General features: G+C 61.2%; 20 protein-coding genes. 8 read left to right on the plus strand and 12 right to left on the minus strand.

The annotated features are described in order from the left end of the window. Positions 1-13: 13 nt before the first annotated feature. Genes ACNQP3_RS15970 through arsH form a run of 3 tightly spaced genes read left to right on the plus strand, consistent with a single transcriptional unit; the run spans position 14 to position 2,511 of the window. Positions 14-1,297 (plus strand): arsenic transporter, encoded by a 1,284-nt coding sequence (locus ACNQP3_RS15970; protein ID WP_264316204.1) that lies wholly within the window; start codon positions 14-16, stop codon positions 1,295-1,297. 28 nt (positions 1,298-1,325) lie between these two features. After that, complete coding sequence (locus tag ACNQP3_RS15975) at positions 1,326-1,796, plus strand: arsenate reductase ArsC (RefSeq protein ID WP_060514066.1); 471 nt, start codon at positions 1,326-1,328, stop codon at positions 1,794-1,796. Positions 1,797-1,809: 13 nt separating this feature from the next. Continuing rightward, positions 1,810-2,511 (plus strand): arsenical resistance protein ArsH, encoded by a 702-nt coding sequence (gene arsH / locus ACNQP3_RS15980; RefSeq protein ID WP_264316205.1) that lies wholly within the window; start codon positions 1,810-1,812, stop codon positions 2,509-2,511. 54 nt (positions 2,512-2,565) lie between these two features. On the opposite strand, the gene ACNQP3_RS15985 is transcribed toward arsH, so the two are convergent. The 4 genes from ACNQP3_RS15985 to ACNQP3_RS16000 form a co-directional block, all read right to left on the minus strand. Then, positions 2,566-2,856, minus strand: coding sequence for a hypothetical protein (locus tag ACNQP3_RS15985; protein ID WP_060492481.1), 291 nt, complete (start codon positions 2,854-2,856; stop codon positions 2,566-2,568). Between the two features lie 168 nt (positions 2,857-3,024). Beyond that, positions 3,025-3,282, minus strand: a complete 258-nt coding sequence (locus tag ACNQP3_RS15990) for a hypothetical protein (RefSeq protein WP_264316206.1) — start codon at positions 3,280-3,282, stop codon at positions 3,025-3,027. Positions 3,283-3,476: 194 nt separating this feature from the next. Then, complete coding sequence (locus ACNQP3_RS15995; protein ID WP_060492480.1) at positions 3,477-4,661, minus strand: M20 aminoacylase family protein; 1,185 nt, start codon at positions 4,659-4,661, stop codon at positions 3,477-3,479. A 1-nt stretch (position 4,662) separates the two neighbouring features. Then, positions 4,663-5,964, minus strand: coding sequence for an MFS transporter (locus tag ACNQP3_RS16000; protein ID WP_060492479.1), 1,302 nt, complete (start codon positions 5,962-5,964; stop codon positions 4,663-4,665). A 373-nt stretch (positions 5,965-6,337) separates the two neighbouring features. Between ACNQP3_RS16000 and ACNQP3_RS16005 the strand changes: the two genes are divergently transcribed. Next, positions 6,338-7,468, plus strand: a complete 1,131-nt coding sequence (locus ACNQP3_RS16005; protein ID WP_012272707.1) for a porin — start codon at positions 6,338-6,340, stop codon at positions 7,466-7,468. Here the strand turns inward: ACNQP3_RS16005 and ACNQP3_RS16010 are convergent. The 3 genes from ACNQP3_RS16010 to ACNQP3_RS16020 form a co-directional block, all read right to left on the minus strand. Continuing rightward, the gene (locus tag ACNQP3_RS16010) at positions 7,445-8,383 is read right to left on the minus strand and encodes a LysR family transcriptional regulator (protein WP_060492478.1); all 939 of its coding nucleotides are present in this window, start codon (positions 8,381-8,383) and stop codon (positions 7,445-7,447) included. The genes ACNQP3_RS16005 and ACNQP3_RS16010 overlap by 24 nt on opposite strands. Before the next feature lie 86 nt (positions 8,384-8,469). Next, positions 8,470-8,970 (minus strand): peroxiredoxin, encoded by a 501-nt coding sequence (locus ACNQP3_RS16015; RefSeq protein ID WP_012272709.1) that lies wholly within the window; start codon positions 8,968-8,970, stop codon positions 8,470-8,472. Positions 8,971-9,073: 103 nt separating this feature from the next. Continuing rightward, on the minus strand, positions 9,074-9,214 hold the full coding sequence (locus tag ACNQP3_RS16020) for a hypothetical protein (RefSeq protein ID WP_012272710.1): 141 nt from the start codon (positions 9,212-9,214) through the stop codon (positions 9,074-9,076). 499 nt (positions 9,215-9,713) lie between these two features. Between ACNQP3_RS16020 and ACNQP3_RS16025 the strand changes: the two genes are divergently transcribed. The 4 genes from ACNQP3_RS16025 to ACNQP3_RS16040 all read left to right on the plus strand — a co-directional run bounded on the left by ACNQP3_RS16025 (position 9,714) and on the right by ACNQP3_RS16040 (position 13,322). Further along, on the plus strand, positions 9,714-10,697 hold the full coding sequence (locus ACNQP3_RS16025) for a DUF1852 domain-containing protein (RefSeq protein WP_060492477.1): 984 nt from the start codon (positions 9,714-9,716) through the stop codon (positions 10,695-10,697). A gap of 27 nt (positions 10,698-10,724) precedes the next feature. Then, positions 10,725-11,759 (plus strand): methionine synthase, encoded by a 1,035-nt coding sequence (locus ACNQP3_RS16030; RefSeq protein WP_012272712.1) that lies wholly within the window; start codon positions 10,725-10,727, stop codon positions 11,757-11,759. A 25-nt stretch (positions 11,760-11,784) separates the two neighbouring features. Beyond that, positions 11,785-12,294, plus strand: coding sequence for a flavin reductase family protein (locus tag ACNQP3_RS16035; RefSeq protein WP_060492476.1), 510 nt, complete (start codon positions 11,785-11,787; stop codon positions 12,292-12,294). 98 nt (positions 12,295-12,392) lie between these two features. Then, positions 12,393-13,322, plus strand: coding sequence for a LysR family transcriptional regulator (locus ACNQP3_RS16040; RefSeq protein ID WP_264316207.1), 930 nt, complete (start codon positions 12,393-12,395; stop codon positions 13,320-13,322). A gap of 45 nt (positions 13,323-13,367) precedes the next feature. Here the strand turns inward: ACNQP3_RS16040 and lipA are convergent, their stop codons facing one another. The 5 genes from lipA to ACNQP3_RS16065 form a co-directional block, all read right to left on the minus strand. Continuing rightward, a complete protein-coding gene (lipA, locus tag ACNQP3_RS16045; protein ID WP_012272715.1) occupies positions 13,368-14,342 on the minus strand; it encodes a lipoyl synthase in 975 nt (324 codons plus the stop codon). A gap of 34 nt (positions 14,343-14,376) precedes the next feature. Continuing rightward, complete coding sequence (gene glyA, locus ACNQP3_RS16050; RefSeq protein WP_012272716.1) at positions 14,377-15,630, minus strand: serine hydroxymethyltransferase; 1,254 nt, start codon at positions 15,628-15,630, stop codon at positions 14,377-14,379. A 32-nt stretch (positions 15,631-15,662) separates the two neighbouring features. After that, a complete protein-coding gene (gene gcvP, locus ACNQP3_RS16055) occupies positions 15,663-18,533 on the minus strand; it encodes an aminomethyl-transferring glycine dehydrogenase (RefSeq protein ID WP_264316208.1) in 2,871 nt (956 codons plus the stop codon). A 15-nt stretch (positions 18,534-18,548) separates the two neighbouring features. Beyond that, positions 18,549-18,926: a glycine cleavage system protein GcvH gene (gene gcvH, locus ACNQP3_RS16060; RefSeq protein WP_012272718.1), complete on the minus strand. Its 378-nt coding sequence runs from the start codon at positions 18,924-18,926 to the stop codon at positions 18,549-18,551. Between the two features lie 259 nt (positions 18,927-19,185). Then, positions 19,186-20,718 (minus strand): sigma-54-dependent transcriptional regulator, encoded by a 1,533-nt coding sequence (locus tag ACNQP3_RS16065; protein ID WP_012272719.1) that lies wholly within the window; start codon positions 20,716-20,718, stop codon positions 19,186-19,188. Positions 20,719-20,766 lie beyond the last annotated feature (48 nt).

A 20,766-nucleotide genomic window follows, 5' to 3' on the forward strand; every position in this document is an offset into this window, starting at 1 on the left:
AAGCGAAATGTTCATGCTGGTCGCTATTGCTGTCTTCGTCCTCACCCTCACCCTCGTCATCTGGCAGCCAAAGGGGCTTGGCGTCGGCTGGAGTGCCGCGCTGGGTGCCGTCATTGCCTTGCTGGCTGGCGCGGTTTCCCTGCACGATATCCCCACCGTGTGGGCCATTGTCTGGAACGCTACCGCCACCTTCATCGCCGTCATCATCATCAGCCTGCTGCTCGATGAAGCCGGCTTCTTCGAATGGGCCGCGCTGCACGTTGCGCGCTGGGCAAACGGCAGCGGCTATCGCCTGTTCGCCTTCAGCGTGTTGCTCGGCGCCGCCGTGTCGGCGCTGTTTGCCAACGATGGCGCGGCGCTGATTCTTACACCAATCGTCATGTCGATGCTGCTCGCATTGCGCTTCTCGCCTGCTGCGACACTGGCCTTTGTCATGGCTGCGGGCTTTATTGCCGACACGGCGAGCCTGCCGCTGGTGGTCTCCAACCTGGTCAACATCGTCTCGGCCGATTACTTCGGCCTGGGTTTCACCGAATATGCCTCGGTAATGGTGCCGGTGAATATCGCCAGCGTGGCAGCCACCCTGGTGGTGCTTTATCTGTTTTTCCGCCGTGACATCCCAAGGCGGTATGCACTCGATGCGCTGAAGAAACCGAGCGAGGCGATTGTCGACCGCGCCACCTTCAAAGTCGGAATGTGGGTACTGGTGGCACTGCTTACAGGCCTGTTCGCCTTGGAGCCGCTGGGTATCCCGATCAGTGCGGTGGCCGCAGCCTGTGCCGCCGCTCTGTTCGCCGTCGCTGCTTACGGTCACCGTATTTCAACGCGTCGCGTGCTGCGAGAGGCCCCGTGGCAGGTGGTGATCTTCTCGCTCGGGATGTATCTGGTGGTGTATGGCCTGAAAAACGCCGGTCTCACCGACATGCTCACTCACCTGCTCGACCGGCTTGCGCAACAAGGCCTATGGAGTGCTGCCATCGGCACCGGCCTTGTTTCGGCGCTGCTGTCCTCGGTGATGAACAACATGCCCAGCGTTCTGGTCGGCGCCTTGTCGATCCAGGCCAGCGGCGCAGAGGGCCTGATACGTGAGGCGATGATCTACGCCAACGTCATCGGCTGCAACCTCGGTCCAAAAATCACCCCGATAGGCAGCCTCGCCACGCTGCTTTGGCTGCATGTGCTGGAGCGCAAAGGCATGCGCATCACCTGGGGTTACTACTTTGCTGTCGGCCTCCTGCTGACCCTGCCGGTTTTGCTGATCACCCTCTCGGCCCTGGCACTGCGCCTGAGCCTCTGACGTCCGCCATCAAACCGAGGAACCCTCCATGCGAGTCCTGTTCATGTGCACGGCCAACAGCTGCCGCAGCATCCTTTGCGAAGCGCTGTTCAACCACCTGGCGCCGCCCGGTTTCGAGGCAGTCAGCTCCGGCAGCTTTCCCAAGGGGCAGGTTTTACCCCGCAGCCTGACCACACTTCAGCACGCCAACATCTCGACCAAAGGCCTGACCAGCAAAGGCAACGATGCTTTCGAAGATAATCCGCCGGACATCGTCATCACCGTGTGCGACAAGGCTGCCGGCGAAGCCTGCCCGGTGTATTTCGGCCCTGCACTGAAGGCACACTGGGGGTTGGAAGACCCCTCCGATGTGAAGGGGGACGAGGCGTCGGTCGACGCGGCTTTCCGCGCCACTCTGGCCCGCATCGAGTACCGTTGCCAGGCCTTCTTCGCTCTGCCTTTCGGCACCCTCGACCGCGAGCAGCTCAAGCATGAGCTGGACCGCATCGGCACGCTCTGAGCAGGAGGAATACATGTCCGAGCAACTGCCTAACCTCGACCTCACGCTGTTCGACCTGCCGCCAGCGGCAGCCGGAACCTGCGAACACAAACCACGCATCCTGCTGCTGTACGGCTCGACCCGCGAGCGCTCTTTCAGTCGCTTGCTGGTGGAAGAAGCCGCGCGCCTGCTGGAGCACTTCGGTGCCGAAACCCGCACGTTCGACCCATCAGGCCTGCCGTTGCCTGATGATGCGCCCGTGGAGCACCCCAAGGTGCAGGCACTGCGGGAACTGGTGCTGTGGTCGGAAGGCCAGGTGTGGTGCTCGCCGGAGCGTCATGGGGCGATGTCCGCCGTGTTCAAGGCGCAAATCGACTGGATCCCCCTGGCGCTGGGTGCGGTGCGCCCAACCCAAGGCAAGACCCTGGCCGTGATGCAGGTGTGTGGCGGTTCGCAGTCGTTCAACGTAGTCAACCAGCTACGCGTCCTGGGCCGTTGGATGCGCATGTTCGCCATCCCCAACCAGTCGTCGGTACCCAAGGCCTATCTGGAATTCGATGAGGCCGGGCGCATGAAACCTTCGCCGTATTACGATCGCGTGGTTGATGTGATGGAAGAACTGGTGAAGTTCACCCTACTGCTGCGCGACCGCCAGGCGTATCTGGTGGATCGTTATTCGGAGCGCAAGGAAAGCGCCGAGCAGCTATCTGCCCGCGTCAATCAGCGCTCAATCTGACGCGTTCCGTTCGCACCGGAGTGGTTATCCCACCCCGGTGCGCATGAGCACCGATTAGCGGTCTTTGTCCCACTGCGGTTTATCGGTTTGCGATTGCTGGCCGCCCATGCGGTCTTTATCCGTCACATTCTGCTTGTCGGTCCCGCGGTGTTCAGGGCTGCCTCCCTTGCTGCCAGTATCACTAGCGCGGTCTCCTTCCCTGTTCATCTTGTCGTCAGGTTTTTGTCCGGTTTGGCTACCGCCACCCGAGCCTTGACCAGCTTGTTGGCCAGCACCCGCGGTGTTGTTGCCCGCACCGGTGTTGGTATTGCCCTGATTGCCGCCCTTGTCTTGATTGTTAGCCATGATCGCTTACCTCAAGTCACACACAGAAAGGCCTGTGTGTTTGTACGACTGTGGGTTTGCTGGCGTGGGTGCATCTATTCCCGACGTTTCCGATGAGCGATACCAAATGCAGTGACTTGATACTGAGCCACGCTAAATACCGATGCGCCGCTGGATCGAATCCGGCGTCTACGGGTAGTGATGGGGATACCGTGCCATGTCGCTTTCCAGCTTGTCCGCGTCCGCTGCCCGCTTGCGCACCTCGGCGTAGAAAAGTTGGCATTGGTTCTGAAACCTTGTGAAATCTCGCTTGGCCGTGTCAACGGCTGCGCTCAGGTCACTCCCCTTCAGGCCTTCGACAAGTCGCTGTGACGAGGTATACTTTTGCCAGCAGGCTTCAACCTGCTGCAGGCCTTTTTCAAGGGCCTGAGTTTCGATGGTCGCCATCGGTGCACCCTCTTGGGACCGAATCTGGTCCGCCGGTGTGAATCGCCAGAGCGACGATAGCAGGATGAAAGCCCATTACGGCGGGCTTCGGCTGAAAGGGTAGTCTATTTCGGCGTAGCCGCGTGGATGTCCTGGCTTGAACGAGCGCAAGCCAGACAAGCCATCGGGGCCGCTTTGCGGCCCCGGCAAAGGTGTCAGCGCAAATAGTCCTGGACCCACTTCACCCAACAATCGGCGCCCACCTTCACCAACGCATCGTTGAAATCATAATGAGGGTTGTGCACCGAGCAACCATGAAACTCGCCGGTGCCATTACCCAGCATGAAGTAGCAGCCAGGCCGTGCCTGCAGCATGTAGGCGAAGTCTTCGGTGCCCATGACCTTCTTCGGCATTTTGTCCAGCAACGCGCCTTCAACGAACAACGGCCGCAGGCTTTCACGCAACAACGCGCTTTCGTGATCGCTGTTGCACAATGCCGGCGCCAGTTGGGTGAATTGCACCTCGATCTCCACGCCAAAGCTTGCGGCGTGCCCCTTGGCCAGGGCGTCAATGCGGCTGTTGATCTTCTGCTGCGTCTCGGCCGTGTCGGTGCGCACACTCAGCAGCATGCAGGCCTCATCGGGGATGATGTTGTAAACGGTGCCAGCCTGGATCATGCCGATGCTGATGACCGCATACTCTTCCACGCTCAGGTTGCGCGACTTGATGGTCTGGATGCCACTGATCAGGCTGTTCAACGCCATCACCGGGTCTACCGACAGCTCCGGCATCGCACCATGCCCGCCTTTGCCGGTGATTCGAATGCTGACACGCTCGGACGACGCCATGGTTGGCCCCGCCTGCACCACGCAAGTACCCACCGGCATGCCGGGCATGTTGTGCAGCGCATATACCGAGTCACACGGGAAGCGCTCGAACAGGCCGTCGTCGATCATCGCCTTGGCGCCGGCCAGCCCTTCTTCATCCGGCTGGAAGATCACGTTTAGCGTGCCGTTGAAGTTGCGCGTTGCCGCCAGCTGGGCAGCGGCTGCCAGCAGGATCGCGGTATGCCCATCATGGCCGCAGGCATGCATACGCCCAGGGGTTTTGCTGGCATGCGCAAAGGGATTCTTTTCGCTCATGGGCAATGCGTCCATGTCTGCCCGCAGGCCCACACTGCGCGGGCTGTCGCCAACCTTGAGCACCCCGACCACACCATGCCCGCCCACATTGCGATGCACCACATAGCCCAAGGCCTGCAGCTTGTCGGCCACCAGTGCCGCCGTATCGGGGGTGTCGCCACCAAGCTCCGGCGCGGCGTGGATCTGCCGGCGAAGCATGACGAACTCGTCCAGCGCTGCTGCCGAGTGCCGGGGTTGATTGCTGTGCAAAATACCCATATCACGCGCATCCTTTGTTTTCGGGGAAGTTTTTGAGGCAGGCCAGGCTGACGACACCGCCGGCCAGCAGGAAATAGGCAGGTGCCAACGGCGTGCCCAGCGCGGCAATCAGCCAGGTGGCCACCAACGGAGAAAAGCCGCCGAACAACGTCACCCCCAGGCTGTAGCTGACCGAAGTACCGAAGGAGCGACTGGCCTTCGGGAAGCCCTCCATGATCAGCGCAAAGAACGCACCGGCACCGATACAGGTCGGCAGGATCAGAATTGCCACACACATCATGGCCAGGCCCATGTGCTGCACATGCCCCAAGAGGGAGAACACCGGCAAGGTCAACACCACTGGCGCGGCAACCGTCCACACCAGCAGGCGCTTTCTGAGCTGGTACTTATCGGCGAACTTGCCCGCCAACGGGCAGATGACCGCCATGCAACCGCTACTGATACAGGCAATCGCCATCGCGCTGCCCGCCGGATAATGCAAGGCCGTGGTCAAGTAGGTGGGCATGTAGAACACGAACAGGTACATGCCAATGGTCGAACTGGCCATCAGGCCGATGCCCAGCGCGATGCGCTTGAGCAGGTCGCCGTCCAGCCTCTTCTCCCCTTCGCGCGCCGGCGCGGCCTCGTGGGTTTCCGGCAAACGCGTGCGAATGTACCAACCGACCGGCCCGATCAGCAGGCCGAAAATGAACGGTATCCGCCACCCCCAGCTTTCGAGCGCAGCGGGGTCGAGCAATTGGCTGAGGGCCAGGCCAAAGCCGGCCCCGACCAACGCGGCATAGCCTTGGCTGGCGGCCTGCCAGCTCACGCTCTGGCAGCGGTTGCCAACCGCACTGGACTCCATCAGGAACACCGACGCGGTACCGATCTCCCCACCCGCCGACATCCCCTGGATGAGCCGGCCGGTTACCAGCAGCAGCGTGGCGAAAATACCGATCTGCGAATACGTGGGGGCAAAGGCAATCAATGCGGTGCCCAGGGTCATCAGCCCGATGGTCAGGCTCAATGCCGCTTTGCGCCCATGCCGGTCGGCATAGCGACCGATGATCATCGCCCCGACCGGGCGCATCAGGAAACCGACGCCAAACGTGGCCAGCGACATCAACAACGAAGCCATCGCCGAGTCGGAGGGGAAGAAATGCTTGCCGATCAATACAGCAAAGAAGCTGTAGATCGTGAAGTCGTACATTTCCAGCGCATTGCCCAACGAGCAGGCGATCAAGGTTTTGCGTGAAGACGATGCCTGCGCGGCAGAATGCGCGCCCTTGTGCAAGCTTGGCGATGCGGGTAGCGGTCTGGTCATTGTTATCTCCGTTGGCAAATCGCGGCGTGCAGCGAATATCAGCCAATCGGGCACTCAACACACTTGCAGTTTCGGCATGTGGCTAACCAATGGTTAATTGCCTGGCGCGGCCGTTGGCTAAATTGCCCTGAGCTGGCGCACAGTTCGCCCTCACTCCGCGCGCTGCCCCAACAAGGCTCACCGAGCAGCGACCTTGGGGCGGCCTTGCAGCCTGTTCCACGCCTGTCTAATGCGCGTGCTAGCGCCAATCCTCGCGCTGCGCCGGCCTTTGATTAACCAAACGGCATGACCTGGCTGAATAAGCAATCACGCTGCAACCTGTTGTTCACCGAGGCTACAGCCACCACATCACCGTGCTGGCCTGGAGTCGTGAATGAACACTCGCACTACGTCGTTGCTGTTGATGATCCAAGGGGCCTGCCTGGCCGCGCAGGCACAGGCAGAGGGCTTTCCGACGCTCGCTCGGATTGCGCCGGGTTTTGGGTATTACGGGGTGGATCAAGGTTTCGATGACAAACTCAAGGTCTACGGCACCGTGGATGCGTTCGCCAGCTATCACGATTCACAGCACCACTCGGGCTTCAAGCTGGCCGGTGGCGGTGCCTGGACCAACAAGCTCGGGCTGTATGCACGCAAGGGGCTGACCCCCGATACCGTCGTGGAACTTGACGTCGAGGAAGGCTTCAACGTCAATGGCAAGGCCCTGGAGGGCACCTGGGACACCCTCGGTACCCTGCGCCTGGCGACCGTTGCCCTGCGCTCGCGCACCTTGGGCAAACTCGAATTCGGCAAGACCTACAGCATGGGCACCCCCACCTACGCCGACCCGTTCCTGGCCACCTATGGCTCGCCCTACACCTATCTGGCGTTGCCCGCCGCCGGCAAGGGCGCCTTCTACCTGGACCTGCGCCCCAAGCACACCCTGGCCTACACGAGCCCTACCCTCAGCGGCTTCAGCCTCGGTACCGCACTGAGTTTCGGCTTCGACGATGCCGCCAGCCAAGGGCGCACCGTGCGCGGCGGCGGTGCCAGGTTGCAATACCGCAACAGCCGGGTGATGCTGCTGGCCTCGTACAACCTGTACTACAGCGACCCCTGGGATGACGGTGGCGTTTCTCGCCAGACCGCCAACTATTACAAAAGCCTGTCAGCGTTCTACGATTTCGGTCCGCTGGCCACCAGCTTGACCTGGCAGCGCCAGGACGTGGACCAGGCCGGCACGCCCAGCACCACGCTGTACACTTTCGGCGTGATGGCGCCAGTCGGCGAGCGGGATGTGCTGCGCCTGGCGGTGATGCAGCGCCAGGTCACCGCCCATGACAAGGACGCATGGGGGGCGATGGTCGGCTATGACCACTTCATCACCCCGCGCTGGGCCGTGTACGGGCGGCTCGGCATGATCGGCAACCAGCGCGCGTCATCGGTCACCTACGCAGGCACCCCGGTGGATCAGGTGGGTGACAACCCAAGCAACGTGTCGCTAGGCATGTACTACCACTTCTGACGCCACTGGACGGGTTTGCCTGAGCACCTGCCCGCGCAAGCTATGGAACAGCTCCTGGGCAGGCGCCGTGAGGCTGTGGCGGTCAATGCAGACCAGGTTGATGGGGTAATCGGGAATCAGCTCTTGCACCGGCATTGCCACGTACTCGCAATCGACGCCGAAGGTGAACCCCTGGTCCACCGCCAGCTGGCTGATGGTCATCAACGATTCGGTGTTCTTCAGCAGCTTGAGCGCCATCATCACCGAGGTGCATTCGACGGTGTTCTGCGGTACCCGCAGGCCGTTGGCTTCGAACAGCTGATGGAACTGGGAAGCCTGGTCGGACAGCTCGTCCAGGCTGATCCAGTGGGCATACTGCAAGGTGCGCAGTGACTGGGTGAACTTTTGCTGGTTAGAGGCATGGCAGATCACCCTGCCCTTGATACTGCCCAGTGCCTCCCAATCCAGGCTAAGCCGGCTCAGGGGTTGCTGCGAGGTAATGGCAAAGTCCAGGCTACCGTCGCGCAAACGCTGCAGGATCTGGCTGGGGCGCAAGTCGGTGATGGTGATCTTTACCCGAGGGTACTTGCGCCTGAACGCCAGGATACTTTCGTCGACCCCATCCAGCATTGCCGTCAGCGATGTCACCCCGATCGACACCGCCCCCAGCGCCGCATCCTGAATGCTCGCCGCTTCGATCTGCAGGCGGCGGATGCTTTCCACCACGAGGTTGGCATGGCGGATGACACGCTTGCCTTCTTCGGTAAGCGCCATGCCTTTGTGAGAACGCTGCAACAGGATGAAGCCCACCTCCCGCTCCAGTTCCTTGATCGAACGGCTCAGCGCAGGCTGAGTAATGTGCATCAGCTTGGAAGCTTCAAGGATGCTGCCTGCGTTATGGATGGCGACCAGCGCCCTGAGTTGGTGAAGTTTCAACCGTCTTTACCTTGTTGTTAGCGGGCGGTTTGAAATGTTCCTTGGCGGCCCCGACAGCCTATGCCGGCAAGGCCTGAAGCGTGAAACTAGCGCAGCGCAGCCAGCATGCTGGCGGCATCACTGACTTCGAACTTGCCGGGGGCTTCCACCGCGATGTGCTTGACCACCAGGTCGTCGACCAACATGGCATAGCGCTGTGAACGACGCCCCATACCGCGCGCCGAAAGGTCCTGGATCAGGCCCAGCGCCTCGCTGAATTCGCCATTGCCATCGCCGATCATCTTGACCGCGTCACCCACCTGCAGGCTATTGCCCCAGGCATTCATGACAAAGGCATCGTTCACCGAGACACAGAGAATTTCGTCGATGCCAGCCGCGAACAGCGCAGGTGCTTCAGCGACATAACCGGGAACATGACGTTCAGAACAGGTCGGTGTGAACGCGCCCGGCAATGCGAAGATCAGTACTTTTTTCTGCTTGCAACGCTCGCGAATGGAAAAGGCATTCGGGCCGATCGCGCAGGCGCCTGCGTCAGTGTTGTATTGGTAAAGGGTAACGTCGGGCAGTTGATCGCCAATTTTGATCATCGCTGTTTCCTGATTAGGGTGATGGCCGAGCGGGATATGATGCCGCAGTGCGCCACGCCAGGTACACAGTGCTTGCGCCAACGCCCGCCAGTTAACCCGCTGCTCAGGGGAACAGTATCGCCTGAGCATGATCGATGGCAGGAACCGACACCTGACCGCGCTGCGCGACCAGCCATTCGCGCATGCGCTCGGTATCGAAGATCTGCCCCTCTTCCATCATGACCAGAATGAGCGCCTGGGACATTCGGTAACATCCGCATCGGGAACAACACCGCTCTTCCCACCCGTGGGCACACTCGACGGATTCCGCCTGCCCTGCGCAGATCAGACAACTCATGTAAGCCCCCTTTTGTTCTTCATCCATGGAGGGTGGTTGATAAGCCTGGATAATCGTATGGCTTGCGATTGGCATGAGATATTCATGCCAACTGTAAATCCCTCCAATGTGTGTGACAACTTCTGTGGCCCTATCACGCACAGCCGCCTGGCCCAAAAACCGCCTCATCAACCCTGCAAGCAGTGCCCTTGCTGGACAATTCGGTCCTCAGCCCTGACACCCAACAGGCCGAATCGTAGAACGCATCATGAACAGCACTAAAAAATCTGTGAAATATCTTCAATACCCTTCATGCAAGGGGGCTGCCTAAAATACGTCTTAATCAAGGACAACATTAAGACGCCTGAGTGAAGGCCCCGGGAAATGACCGAGTCGATCGACCTCAGGCAACAGGACAGCGCCCAAGATGAATATTGAACCTGAATTTACCGTCAAACGCATCGCCTTCGACGAACATTATCACCCTGCCGAAAACACCCGCATCACGACCAACTTCGCCAATTTGGCGCGGGGTGCGAACCGCCAGGAAAACCTGCGCAACACGTTGGCCATGATTGACAACCGTTTCAATGCACTGGCGCATTGGGATAACCCTGAAAGTAATCGATATCACGTCGAACTGGAAATCATATCGGTCGAATTGAACATTGAAGCCGAGCGGCACGGCCATGCACTGCCGTTGATCGAAATATTGAAAACCCATATTGTCGACCGCAAAACCAACACCCGCCTGGCGGGCATGGTAGGTAACAACTTTTCCTCGTACGTGCGTGACTACGACTTCAGCGTGCTGCTGCTCGAACACAACAAGCATCGGCCAGCCTTCAGCACGCCTGACAACTTTGGCGAACTGCATGGCAACCTGTTCAAGTGCTTCGTCAACTCGCAAACCTACAAGGAGCACTTCAACAAACCACCGGTTATCTGCCTGAGCGTCTCGAGCAGCAAAACCTACCATCGGACCGAAAACCAGCACCCCGTGCTGGGTATCGAGTATCAGCAGGATGAATACTCCCTGACGGATGAGTACTTCAACAAGATGGGCTTGAAGGTGCGCTATTTCATGCCGCCGAACAGTGTCGCGCCGTTGGCGTTCTATTTTGCCGGTGACTTGCTGGCTGACTACACCAACCTTGAGTTGATCAGCACCATCAGCACCATGGACACCTTCCAGAAGATCTACCGACCCGAGATCTACAACGCCAACTCCGCTGCGGGCCATGCCTACCAGCCCAGCCTGAAGCACCAGGACTACTCGCTCACGCGCATTGTCTACGACCGGGAAGAGCGCGGTCGCCTGGCGATCGAGCAGGGCAAATTTGCCGAAGCGCAATTTGTCAAACCCTACCAGGCCACGCTGGAACAATGGTCCGCGCAATACGCCCGTTGATTAATTCAAAGTACAAGGTCACTGTTCATGAACACATTGCTCCCCACTTCCACTGCCGGCAGCCTGCCTAAACCCTCCTGGCTGGCCCAACCCGAAACCCTCTGGTCACCCTGGAAGTTGCAAGACGAACAACTGAGCGAAGGCAAGCAGGATGCCTTGCGCCTGGCGTTGCAAGAACAACAACACGCCGGTATCGACATCGTCAGTGATGGTGAGCAAACCCGTCAGCACTTTGTCACCACGTTTATCGAGCACCTCAGTGGTGTTGATTTCGAGCAACGTGAAACCGTTAGAATCCGTGACCGCTACGATGCGAGCGTTCCTACAGTGGTGGGTGCAGTCGCTCGGCAAAAACCGGTTTTTGTCGACGATGCCAAGTTCTTGCGCCAGCAAACCACACAGCCGATAAAGTGGGCGCTGCCCGGCCCCATGACCATGATCGATACGCTGTATGACAGCCATTATAAAAGCCGTGAGAAGCTGGCCTGGGAGTTCGCCAAGATTCTCAACCAGGAAGCCAGGGAACTGGAGGCCGCGGGCGTTGACATCATCCAGTTCGACGAACCCGCCTTCAATGTTTTCTTTGACGACGTGAATGAGTGGGGCGTGGCCGCATTGGAAAGGGCCATTGAAGGCCTGAAGTGCGAAACGGCCGTTCATATCTGCTATGGCTATGGCATCAAAGCCAATACCGACTGGAAAAAGACCTTGGGCGCCGAATGGCGGCAATATGAACAAGCCTTCCCCAAGCTGCAACAGTCCAGCATCGATATCATTTCGCTGGAGTGCCATAACTCGCATGTGCCGATGGACCTGATCGAGCTGATTCGCGGGAAGAAAGTCATGGTCGGTGCCATTGATGTGGCCACCCCTACCATTGAAACACCCGAGCAGGTCGCTGCCACCTTGCGCAAGGCACTGCAGTTCGTCGACGCCGACAAGCTCTACCCTTGCACCAACTGCGGCATGGCGCCGCTACCGCGCCAAGTTGCCAGCGGCAAGCTCAAAGCGTTGAGTGCAGGCGCGGCCATCGTCCGCCAGGAACTCGCTAACGCACGCTGAAGCAAACGCAGCCACAGGACCTACTATGTTGCTTACCGGTAAGGCTATCGAGCCATCGGCTTTTCGCCAGGCACTCGGGCACTACGCATCTGGTATCACGGTGATTTCATCGCACCATGACGGTGAGCCGATCGGCTTCACCTGCCAGTCGTTCTACAGCGTGTCGATGAGCCCGCCGCTGGTGTCATTCAGTGTGATGTCCAGTTCGGCCAGCTACCCAAGAATTCGCCAGGCTGGCCGCTTCATGGTCAATATCCTGTCGGGTGAACAGGCCGGCATTTCCAACCGGTTTGCACAGCGAGGCGCCGACAAGTGGCACGGCGTCCAATGGCAGGTGTCGCCGCTGGGTAACCCGATCATTGCCGGCTGCCTGCACTGGCTCGATTGCGAAATTCACGCCGAGCACACCGCCGGGGATCACCTGATCGTGATTGGCGAAGTGAAAGCGCTGAACCTGCAGGCAGGTGCTGCTGCGCAGCCGCTGCTGTATTTCAAGGGGCAATATTGCAACCTCGCCGCGCACCACGCGGCTTGAGCCTCAGCCCTACTCACGGAAACCCACTGAAAGGGATTGTCAGGACCACTCGATAATGAGGAAAACCCACCTCTAGCGAGTGGATCCGTAATTTACCCATGATCGATTTACGCCACCTGCGAACCCTCCACGCGCTGCGTGAAACCGACAGCCTGCACGAGGCCGCCGAGCGCCTGCACCTGACCCAATCAGCCCTGTCGCACCAGTTCCGCGATATGGAGGAGCGCATCGGCATGCCGTTGTTCGTGCGCAAATCCAGGCCGGTGCGCTTCACCAGTGCCGGGCTGAAGCTGCTGCAGTTGGCCGATCAGGTACTGCCGCAGATCCGCAGCACCGAACGGGACCTGGGCAAACTGGCCGGGGGCTCCGCCGGGCGCTTGCACATCGCCATCGAATGCCACAGCTGCTACCAGTGGCTGATGCCTTCGGTGGATGAGTTCCGTGGCGCCTGGCCAGAGGTAGAGCTGGACCTCGCTTCCGGTTTTTCCTTCGCGCCGCTGCCGGCCCTGGAGCGCGGGGACCTGGACCTGGTGGTGACCTCCGACCCGGTGACCCTGCCGGGTATCAGCTACGTGCCGTTGTTCGGCTACGAGGCGCTGCTGGCCATCGACAACCATCACGTCATGCGCCACAAGCCTTACCTTGGGCCCGCCGATATTGCCAGCCAGACACTGATCACCTACCCGATCGAACGCAGCCGCCTGGACATCTTCACCCGCTTCCTCGACCCCGCCGACGTCGAACCCGCACAGGTGCGCACCTCTGAACTGACCGTGATGATGATGCAACTGGTGGCCTCCGGGCGCGGCGTTTGCTGCCTGCCCAACTGGGCAGTGCATGAGTACAGCTCACGCGGCTATGTCACCGCCAAGCGCCTCGGCGAACACGGCTTGCAGGCAAACCTCTACGCAGCGCTGCGCAGCGACATGCTGGAAGTACCCTACGTGAGTGATTTTCTGCTCACGGCCAAGGACATCTCCTTCACCACGCTGGCGGGTGTCAGCGTGGCTTCAGGCCCGGTCCTCTGAAAGAAAGTTGGGCAGCCGTTTCATCCCCCGCTGCCCAACCCACGCTTACACAGCCTGCGCCTGTCGGTCCGCATGGTAGGACGAGCGCACCAATGGCCCGGAAGCTACATTCCTGAAACCCATCGCCAACGCTTGCTCGGCAAACCAGGCGAACGTGTCCGGGTGGACGAAGCGCTGCACCGGCAAATGACTGCGCGAAGGTTGCAGGTACTGCCCCAAGGTCAACATGTCGACCTGATGCTCGCGCAGGCGCTGCATCACTTCGAGCACCTCGGCATCGGTTTCGCCCAGGCCAAGCATAAGCCCTGACTTGGTCGGCACCGTGGGTACACGTTGCTTGAAGCGCTCCAGCAGGTCCAGCGACCACTCGAAGTCCGAGCCCGGACGTGCCGCCTTGTACAAGCGTGGCACGGTCTCGAGGTTGTGGTTGAACACATCCGGTGGTTGCTGCTCGGTGATCGCCAGCGCCACGTCCATGCGCCCACGGTAATCCGGCACCAGGGTTTCCAGTTGGATGCCCGGCGACAATGCGCGGATCTCGCGCAGGCAATCGACAAAGTGCTGGGCACCACCGTCACGCAGGTCGTCGCGGTCTACCGAGGTGATGACCACGTATTTCAAGCGCAGGTCAGCAATGGCGATGGCCAGGTTCTTCGGCTCGTCGACGTCGAGCGGCTTGGGCCGACCATGGCCGACATCGCAGAACGGACAACGCCGGGTGCAGATGTCGCCCATGATCATGAACGTCGCCGTACCGCCAGAAAAGCACTCGCCCAGGTTCGGGCAGGCGGCTTCCTCGCACACGCTGTGCAACTTGTGCTTGCGCAGCAGGGCCTTGACCCGCGCCACCTCCGGTGTAGTGGGAATCGCCACGCGGATCCAGTCGGGTTTGCGGGGTACATCTTCGGTGGGGAGGATTTTCACCGGGATGCGCGCCACCTTCTCGGCACCGCGCAGTTTCACCCCGGCCTGCAGCGGCTGGGGACGCGGTGGGCTGTGTTGCAGTTGTTCGGTTGACATGGCTGGCTCCTGGCCTGCGATTCAGGTGTTGGGCTCAGGCCGGATAAACCGGGAACAGCTTGCACAGTTCGCCCACCTGCCCCGCCACATGGGCCTCGACATCGGCATCACCAAGGTGGTCGAGGATGTCGCAGATCCAGGTCGCCAGGGCCCGGCATTCCGCTTCCTTGAAACCACGGGTCGTTACCGCCGGGGTGCCAATGCGCAGGCCCGACGTCACGAACGGCGACTGTGGGTCATTAGGCACGGCGTTCTTGTTCACCGTGATGTGCGCCCGGCCCAGCGCGGCGTCGGCGTCCTTGCCGGTGATGCCCTGGCGGATCAGGCTAAGCAGGAACAGGTGGTTGTCGGTGCCCCCGGAAACCACGTCGAAGCCCCGCTGCATGAAGACTTGCGCCATGGCCTGTGCGTTGTTGACGACCTGGCGCTGGTAGTCCTTGAAACCAGGTTCCAGGGCCTCCTTGAAGCACACCGCCTTGGCTGCGATCACATGCATCAGCGGCCCACCCTGCCCGCCTGGGAACACCGCCGAATTGAGCTTTTTCTCAAGCTCCGGGTCCGCCTTGGCCAGAATCAAGCCACCCCGTGGCCCGCGCAGGGTCTTGTGGGTGGTGGTGGTGACCACATCGGCATAAGGCAGCGGATTGGGGTACAGGCCTGCCGCCACCAAGCCGGCGACGTGGGCCATGTCAACGAACAGGTAGGCCCCGACCTTGTCGGCGATCTGCCGGAAACGCGGGAAGTCGAGGGTTTTCGAATAGGCCGAGAAGCCTGCCACGATCATCTTCGGCTGGTGCTCGACGGCCAGGCGCTCAACCTCGTCGTAGTCGATCAAGCCGTTGGCATCGATGCCGTATTGCACAGCGTTGTACAGCTTGCCCGAAGCCGACACCTTGGCGCCGTGGGTCAAGTGGCCGCCGTGCGCCAGGCTCATGCCCAGCAGGGTATCCCCGGCCTGCAGCAAGGCCAGGTAGACCGCGGCGTTGGCCTGCGAGCCTGAGTGCGGCTGGACGTTGGCGTAACCCGCGCCGAACAGTTGCCTGGCACGCTCGATGGCCAGTTGCTCGACCACGTCGACATGCTCGCAGCCACCGTAATAGCGCTTGCCTGGGTAGCCTTCGGCGTACTTGTTGGTCAGTTCGGTACCTTGGGCCTGCATCACCTGCGGGCTGGTGTAGTTTTCCGAGGCGATCAGCTCGATGTGGTCTTCCTGGCGTTGCACTTCGCGGCGAATGGCCTCGGACAGCGCAGGGTCGAAGTCAGACAGGGTCAGGCTTTTATGGAACATGGGGGTGATTCCTTTTGGTTAGATCGGCAAGTTCAGGCGTCTTGATAACTCGACAGCGGCGGGCAGGCGCAGGCCAGGTTGCGGTCGCCGTAGACGTTGTCCACGCGCCCCACGGGCGGCCAGTATTTGCTTTCGCGCAGGTCGGCAAGCGGGTACACCGCCAGCTCCCGGCTATAGCGGTGCGGCCATTCGCCCGCCAGCTCGCTGGCGGTATGCGGGGCGTTCTTCAATGGGTTGTCTAGTGCGTCCAGCGTGCCGTTTTCCACCGCACGGATTTCTTCGCGGATGCAGATCATCGCGGCGCAGAAGCGGTCCAGCTCCTCTTTCGACTCGCTCTCGGTCGGTTCGACCATCAGCGTGCCGGCTACCGGAAACGACATGGTCGGGGCATGGAAACCAAAATCGATCAGCCGTTTGGCTACGTCCTCGACGCCAATGCCGCTGCTGTCCTTGAGCGGGCGCAGGTCGAGGATGCATTCGTGGGCCACCAGGCCGTTGTCGCCGGTGTACAGCACCGGGTAATGCTCCTCCAGGCGCCGGGCAATGTAATTGGCACTCAGGATCGCCAGCTGCGAGGCACGCTTGAGCCCTGCCCCGCCCATCATGCGGATGTACATCCAGGTGATCGGCAGGATACTGGCGCTGCCATACGGCGCCGCACTGACCGCGCCCTGCTGCTTCTGCAAATGGCCATGCCCCGGCAGGAACGGTGCCAGATGCGCCTTGACCCCGATCGGACCAACCCCAGGGCCACCGCCCCCATGGGGAATACAAAAGGTCTTGTGCAGGTTCAGGTGCGACACGTCGCCACCGAATTTGCCCGGTGCACACAGGCCAACCATGGCATTCATGTTGGCGCCATCCAGGTAAACCTGGCCGCCGTGTGCATGAATGATGTCGCAGATGCGCGTGATGCCGTCTTCGAACACACCGTGGGTCGAGGGATAGGTAATCATCAAGGCCGCCAGCGTGTCTGTATGCTGCTCGGCCTTGCACTGCAGGTCGTCGATATCGACGTTGCCACGCGCGTCGCAGTTGACCACCACCACCCGCATGCCGGCCATCTGCGCCGTGGCCGGGTTGGTGCCATGGGCTGACGATGGAATCAGGCACACATCGCGCCCCGCCTGGCCACGGCTGGCGTGGTAGGCGCGAATGGCCAGCAGGCCAGCGTACTCGCCCTGGGACCCTGCGTTGGGTTGCAGCGACATGGCGTCATAACCGGTGGCCGCACACAGCATGGCTTCGAGCTCATCGGTCAACTGACGGTAGCCCAGCGCTTGCTCGGCCGGGGCGAACGGGTGCAGGGCGGCGAACTCGGGCCAGGTGATCGGGATCATCTCGCTGGCCGCATTGAGCTTCATGGTGCACGACCCCAAGGCAATCATGCTGCGGTCCAGGGCCAGGTCTTTGTCACCCAGGCGCCGCAGGTAGCGCATCAGCTCGGTTTCCGAGTGGTAACGGTTGAACACCGGGTATTGCAGGAATGGCGTAGCGCGCAGCAGCGCCAGCGGCAGGCAGTCGGTGCCGTCGGCCGCCAGGGCGGCGTAATCCGGCAGCGTTTGCCCGGCCACCGCAAACACCTGCCACAGCGCCTCGACGCTGTCTTGCTCACAGGTTTCATCCAGTGAAAGGCCGACCCGCACCGAGTCGATCGGACGCAGGTTCAGTCTTGCGCTTTTAGCCGCGGCAAGCACATCGGCCACTGGCCCTGCAGTCACCACGGTAAAGGTGTCGAAGAAATGCGCCTGCTCCACACGATGCCCAAGCTGACGCAGCCCCTGCACCAGGATCGTGGTCAGGCGATGCACACGCCGAGCGATCTGGCTCAAGCCCTGAGGGCCGTGATACACCGCATACATGCTGGCGATGTTGGCCAGCAGTACCTGCGCGGTGCAGATGTTGCTGGTGGCCTTCTCGCGGCGGATGTGTTGCTCGCGGGTTTGCATGGCCAGGCGCAATGCCGGCTTGCCGAAGCGGTCGATGGATACCCCGACCAGCCGGCCAGGCATGTCGCGCTTGAACGCGTCACGGGTTGCAAAATAGGCCGCATGCGGGCCGCCGAAACCCAGCGGCACACCGAAGCGCTGGGCGCTGCCGATGACCACGTCGGCACCCAGCGCTCCCGGCGGGGTCAGCAACGTCAGTGCCAGCAGGTCTGCGCACACCGAAACCAGTGCGCCATCGGCATGGGCGCGCTGGATCAAGGCACGATGATCGACAATTTCGCCGGTACTGGCCGGGTACTGCAGCAGCAGGCCGAAATAGCCGTCGAGCGGCTGGCCATCCAGGGCCGCCTCGTCACCGATGACCACGTCGATCCCCAGTGGCTGGGCACGGGTACGCAACACATCCAGGGTTTGCGGGTGGCAATGACGGGAAGCAAAAAACGCCGGCGCCTTGTTTTTTGCCAGGCGCTTGCAGAAGGTCATGGCCTCGGCGGCAGCCGTGGCTTCATCGAGCAATGAGGCGTTGGCGATTTCCATCCCGCTCAGGTCGCTGACCAGGGTCTGAAAGTTCAGCAGCGCTTCCAGGCGCCCTTGGGAGATTTCTGGCTGATAGGGCGTATACGCGGTGTACCAGGCCGGGTTTTCCAGCAGGTTGCGCAAGATCGGTGTCGGGGTATGGCAGGGGTAATAACCCTGGCCGATATGGTTGCGGTACAGCTGGTTGTTGGCAGCAACGGCCTTGAGCGCGGCCAAGGCCTCTGCTTCGCCCAGCCCTGGGGTCAGCTCGAGCACATTGCTGCCCTTGATGCTGGCAGGGATGACGCTGTCGATCAGCGCGTCGAGCGATTCATGGCCGGTCAGCGCCAACATGGCCGCGATATCGTCTTCGCGCGGGCCAATGTGGCGGGCGACGAACTCATTATCGGTGCCCAGCGGGATGCGCGGTTTGTTCATGGCTGCCACCCCGGCTCAGGCGTTTTCGGCCAGGAAACGGTCATAGCCGTCCTGGTCCATCAGGCTATCGAGGTCGCCAGGGTTGCTGGCCTGGATGCGGAAGAACCAGCCGTCCTGCATTGGCGAGGCGTTGACCAGCTCTGGGTCGTCGGCCAGCGCCTGGTTGACGGCCACCACGGTGCCGGTCAAAGGCATGGTGATGTTGCTGGCGGCCTTCACCGACTCAAGCACCGCGACTTCATTGCCCTCGCCATACGCACCCGGCTCCGGCAGCTGTACGTACACCACGTCCCCCAATGCCGCCTGGGCATAGCTGGTAATACCGACGGTCAACTCGCCAGTCGCCTCCAGGCGCAGCCATTCGTGTTCGGGGGTAAAACGCAGAGTGCTCATGGATTGTCCTCTCTTGTTATTGGGTAGGCCCCTTCGCGGGGCTGCCGGATACCAGAGCAAGAGCAATGCCAATCAGTATTTATTTATATTTATCAGGTGCTTATAGACGTATCGTAGTGTTTTCGCCCCCTGCAGCGGAGCGTATTCGCTCCACTGCCTGAACCCTCTGCCTGCTTCTTTTGGGGCCGCCCATTGAATGCGCGCCTCACAGACAAACGGAGCGCTATCGCTCCAGCGGAGCGCATTCGCACCGAGCCGGTTACAAAGCCCGGCTGGCGATCCCGTACTTGCGCAGGCGCTGGCCGATGGCAGTGTGGGACGTCTGCAGACGCACGGCCAACTGCCGAGTCGAGGGGTAGCTCTCGTACAACTTTTCAAGCAAGGACTTTTCAAAGGCCTGAACGGCGGCTTCCAGGCTGATGATTTCGGCCCCGTCAGCCTGCTGACTGCTCAACGCGGTACCGGCCAGCTCCAGGTCATCGCAATCGATCACCTCGCCTTCGCTGATCGCCGCAGCGCGGAAAATCACGTTCTGCAACTGGCGCACGTTACCTGACCAGCGATTGCCCAGCAGCAGCGGATGGGTCGCCAACGCCAGACGGCATGGCGCACGCTGTATCTGCGCACAGGCCTGGCGCAGAAAGTGTTCGGCCAGCAGCAGGATGTCCTTGCCCCGCTCACGCAGCGGCGGCACCTTCAGGTTGAGCACGTTCAGCCGGTAGTACAGGTCTTCGCGAAAACTGCCCTCCATCACCATGCTCTCCAGATTGCGGTGGGTGGCACAGACCACGCGCACATTCACCCGCACTTCGTTGCCGCCCCCTACCCGGCGAAAACTGCCGTCATTGAGAAAGCGCAACAGCTTGGCCTGCAAGTACGGCGACATCTCGCCCACTTCATCGAGAAACACCGTTCCGCCGTCGGCCAGTTCCAGCAGGCCTGGCTTGCCGCCACGTTGGGCGCCGGTGAAGGCACCAGCGGCATAGCCGAACAGTTCGCTTTCAGCCAGGCTTTCGGGCAGTGCCGCGCAGTTCAGCGCCAGGAAAGACGTGTCGCGCCGGGCGCTGAGCGCATGGCAGGCGCGGGCCACCAGCTCCTTGCCGGTGCCGGTCTCGCCCTGGATCAGCAAGGGTGCCTCCAGGCTCGCCACTTTGTGCAAACGTGCCTTTAGCGCCTGCAGCACCGCCGACTCCCCCAACAACGCGCCCAGCCCGTCTGCGTTGTCATGCAGCAACGAGGCCAGGCGCTCGCCGATGCGGCTCGCCGGGTACAGGGTCAGCAGGCCACCGACCAGGCCATCGGCCCCGCCGCTGATGGGCGTAGCCTCCAACAGCAACGGTTGGTCCTGAAAGCTCACCTCGCACATCGGCAGGCGAAAGCCCTTGTCGATCAGGGTGCGGGCCAGGTTCGGCTCGGCAAACAATCTGTTCAACGGCTCCCCCGCCGGCTCGCGGCCCACCAGGCTGACCAGCGTCGGGTTGGCCAACAGCACATGGCCAGCGGGGTCCACAGCCAGCACCGGGTCACTCATGGCCGCCAGCAAGGCTTCCAGCTGCAGGCGCCGGCGGTGGCCAGGCAGGAAGTCGACCAGCGACACCTCCTGCACACCGTCCACACCCAACAGGGCTGCATACAGCTCATCCAGCACGGCCGGAGACAAAGTTGGGGCATCGATGTAGACGTTGGGCGGAATCATTTCCACCGCGTCCAGGTTGAGGTTGCGCGCCCCAAGCAGCGACAGGATTTCCTGAGTGATACCGACACGGTCGACGAAAGTGACGTGGATTCTCATCAAAGCTCCTTATCCAAAGCCCTGCCTGGCAGAAAGACAACAGGGGGA

This window comes from Pseudomonas sp. LFS074 (genome assembly GCF_047978165.1).
In the GTDB taxonomy this organism is placed as follows: domain Bacteria; phylum Pseudomonadota; class Gammaproteobacteria; order Pseudomonadales; family Pseudomonadaceae; genus Aquipseudomonas; species Aquipseudomonas putida_P.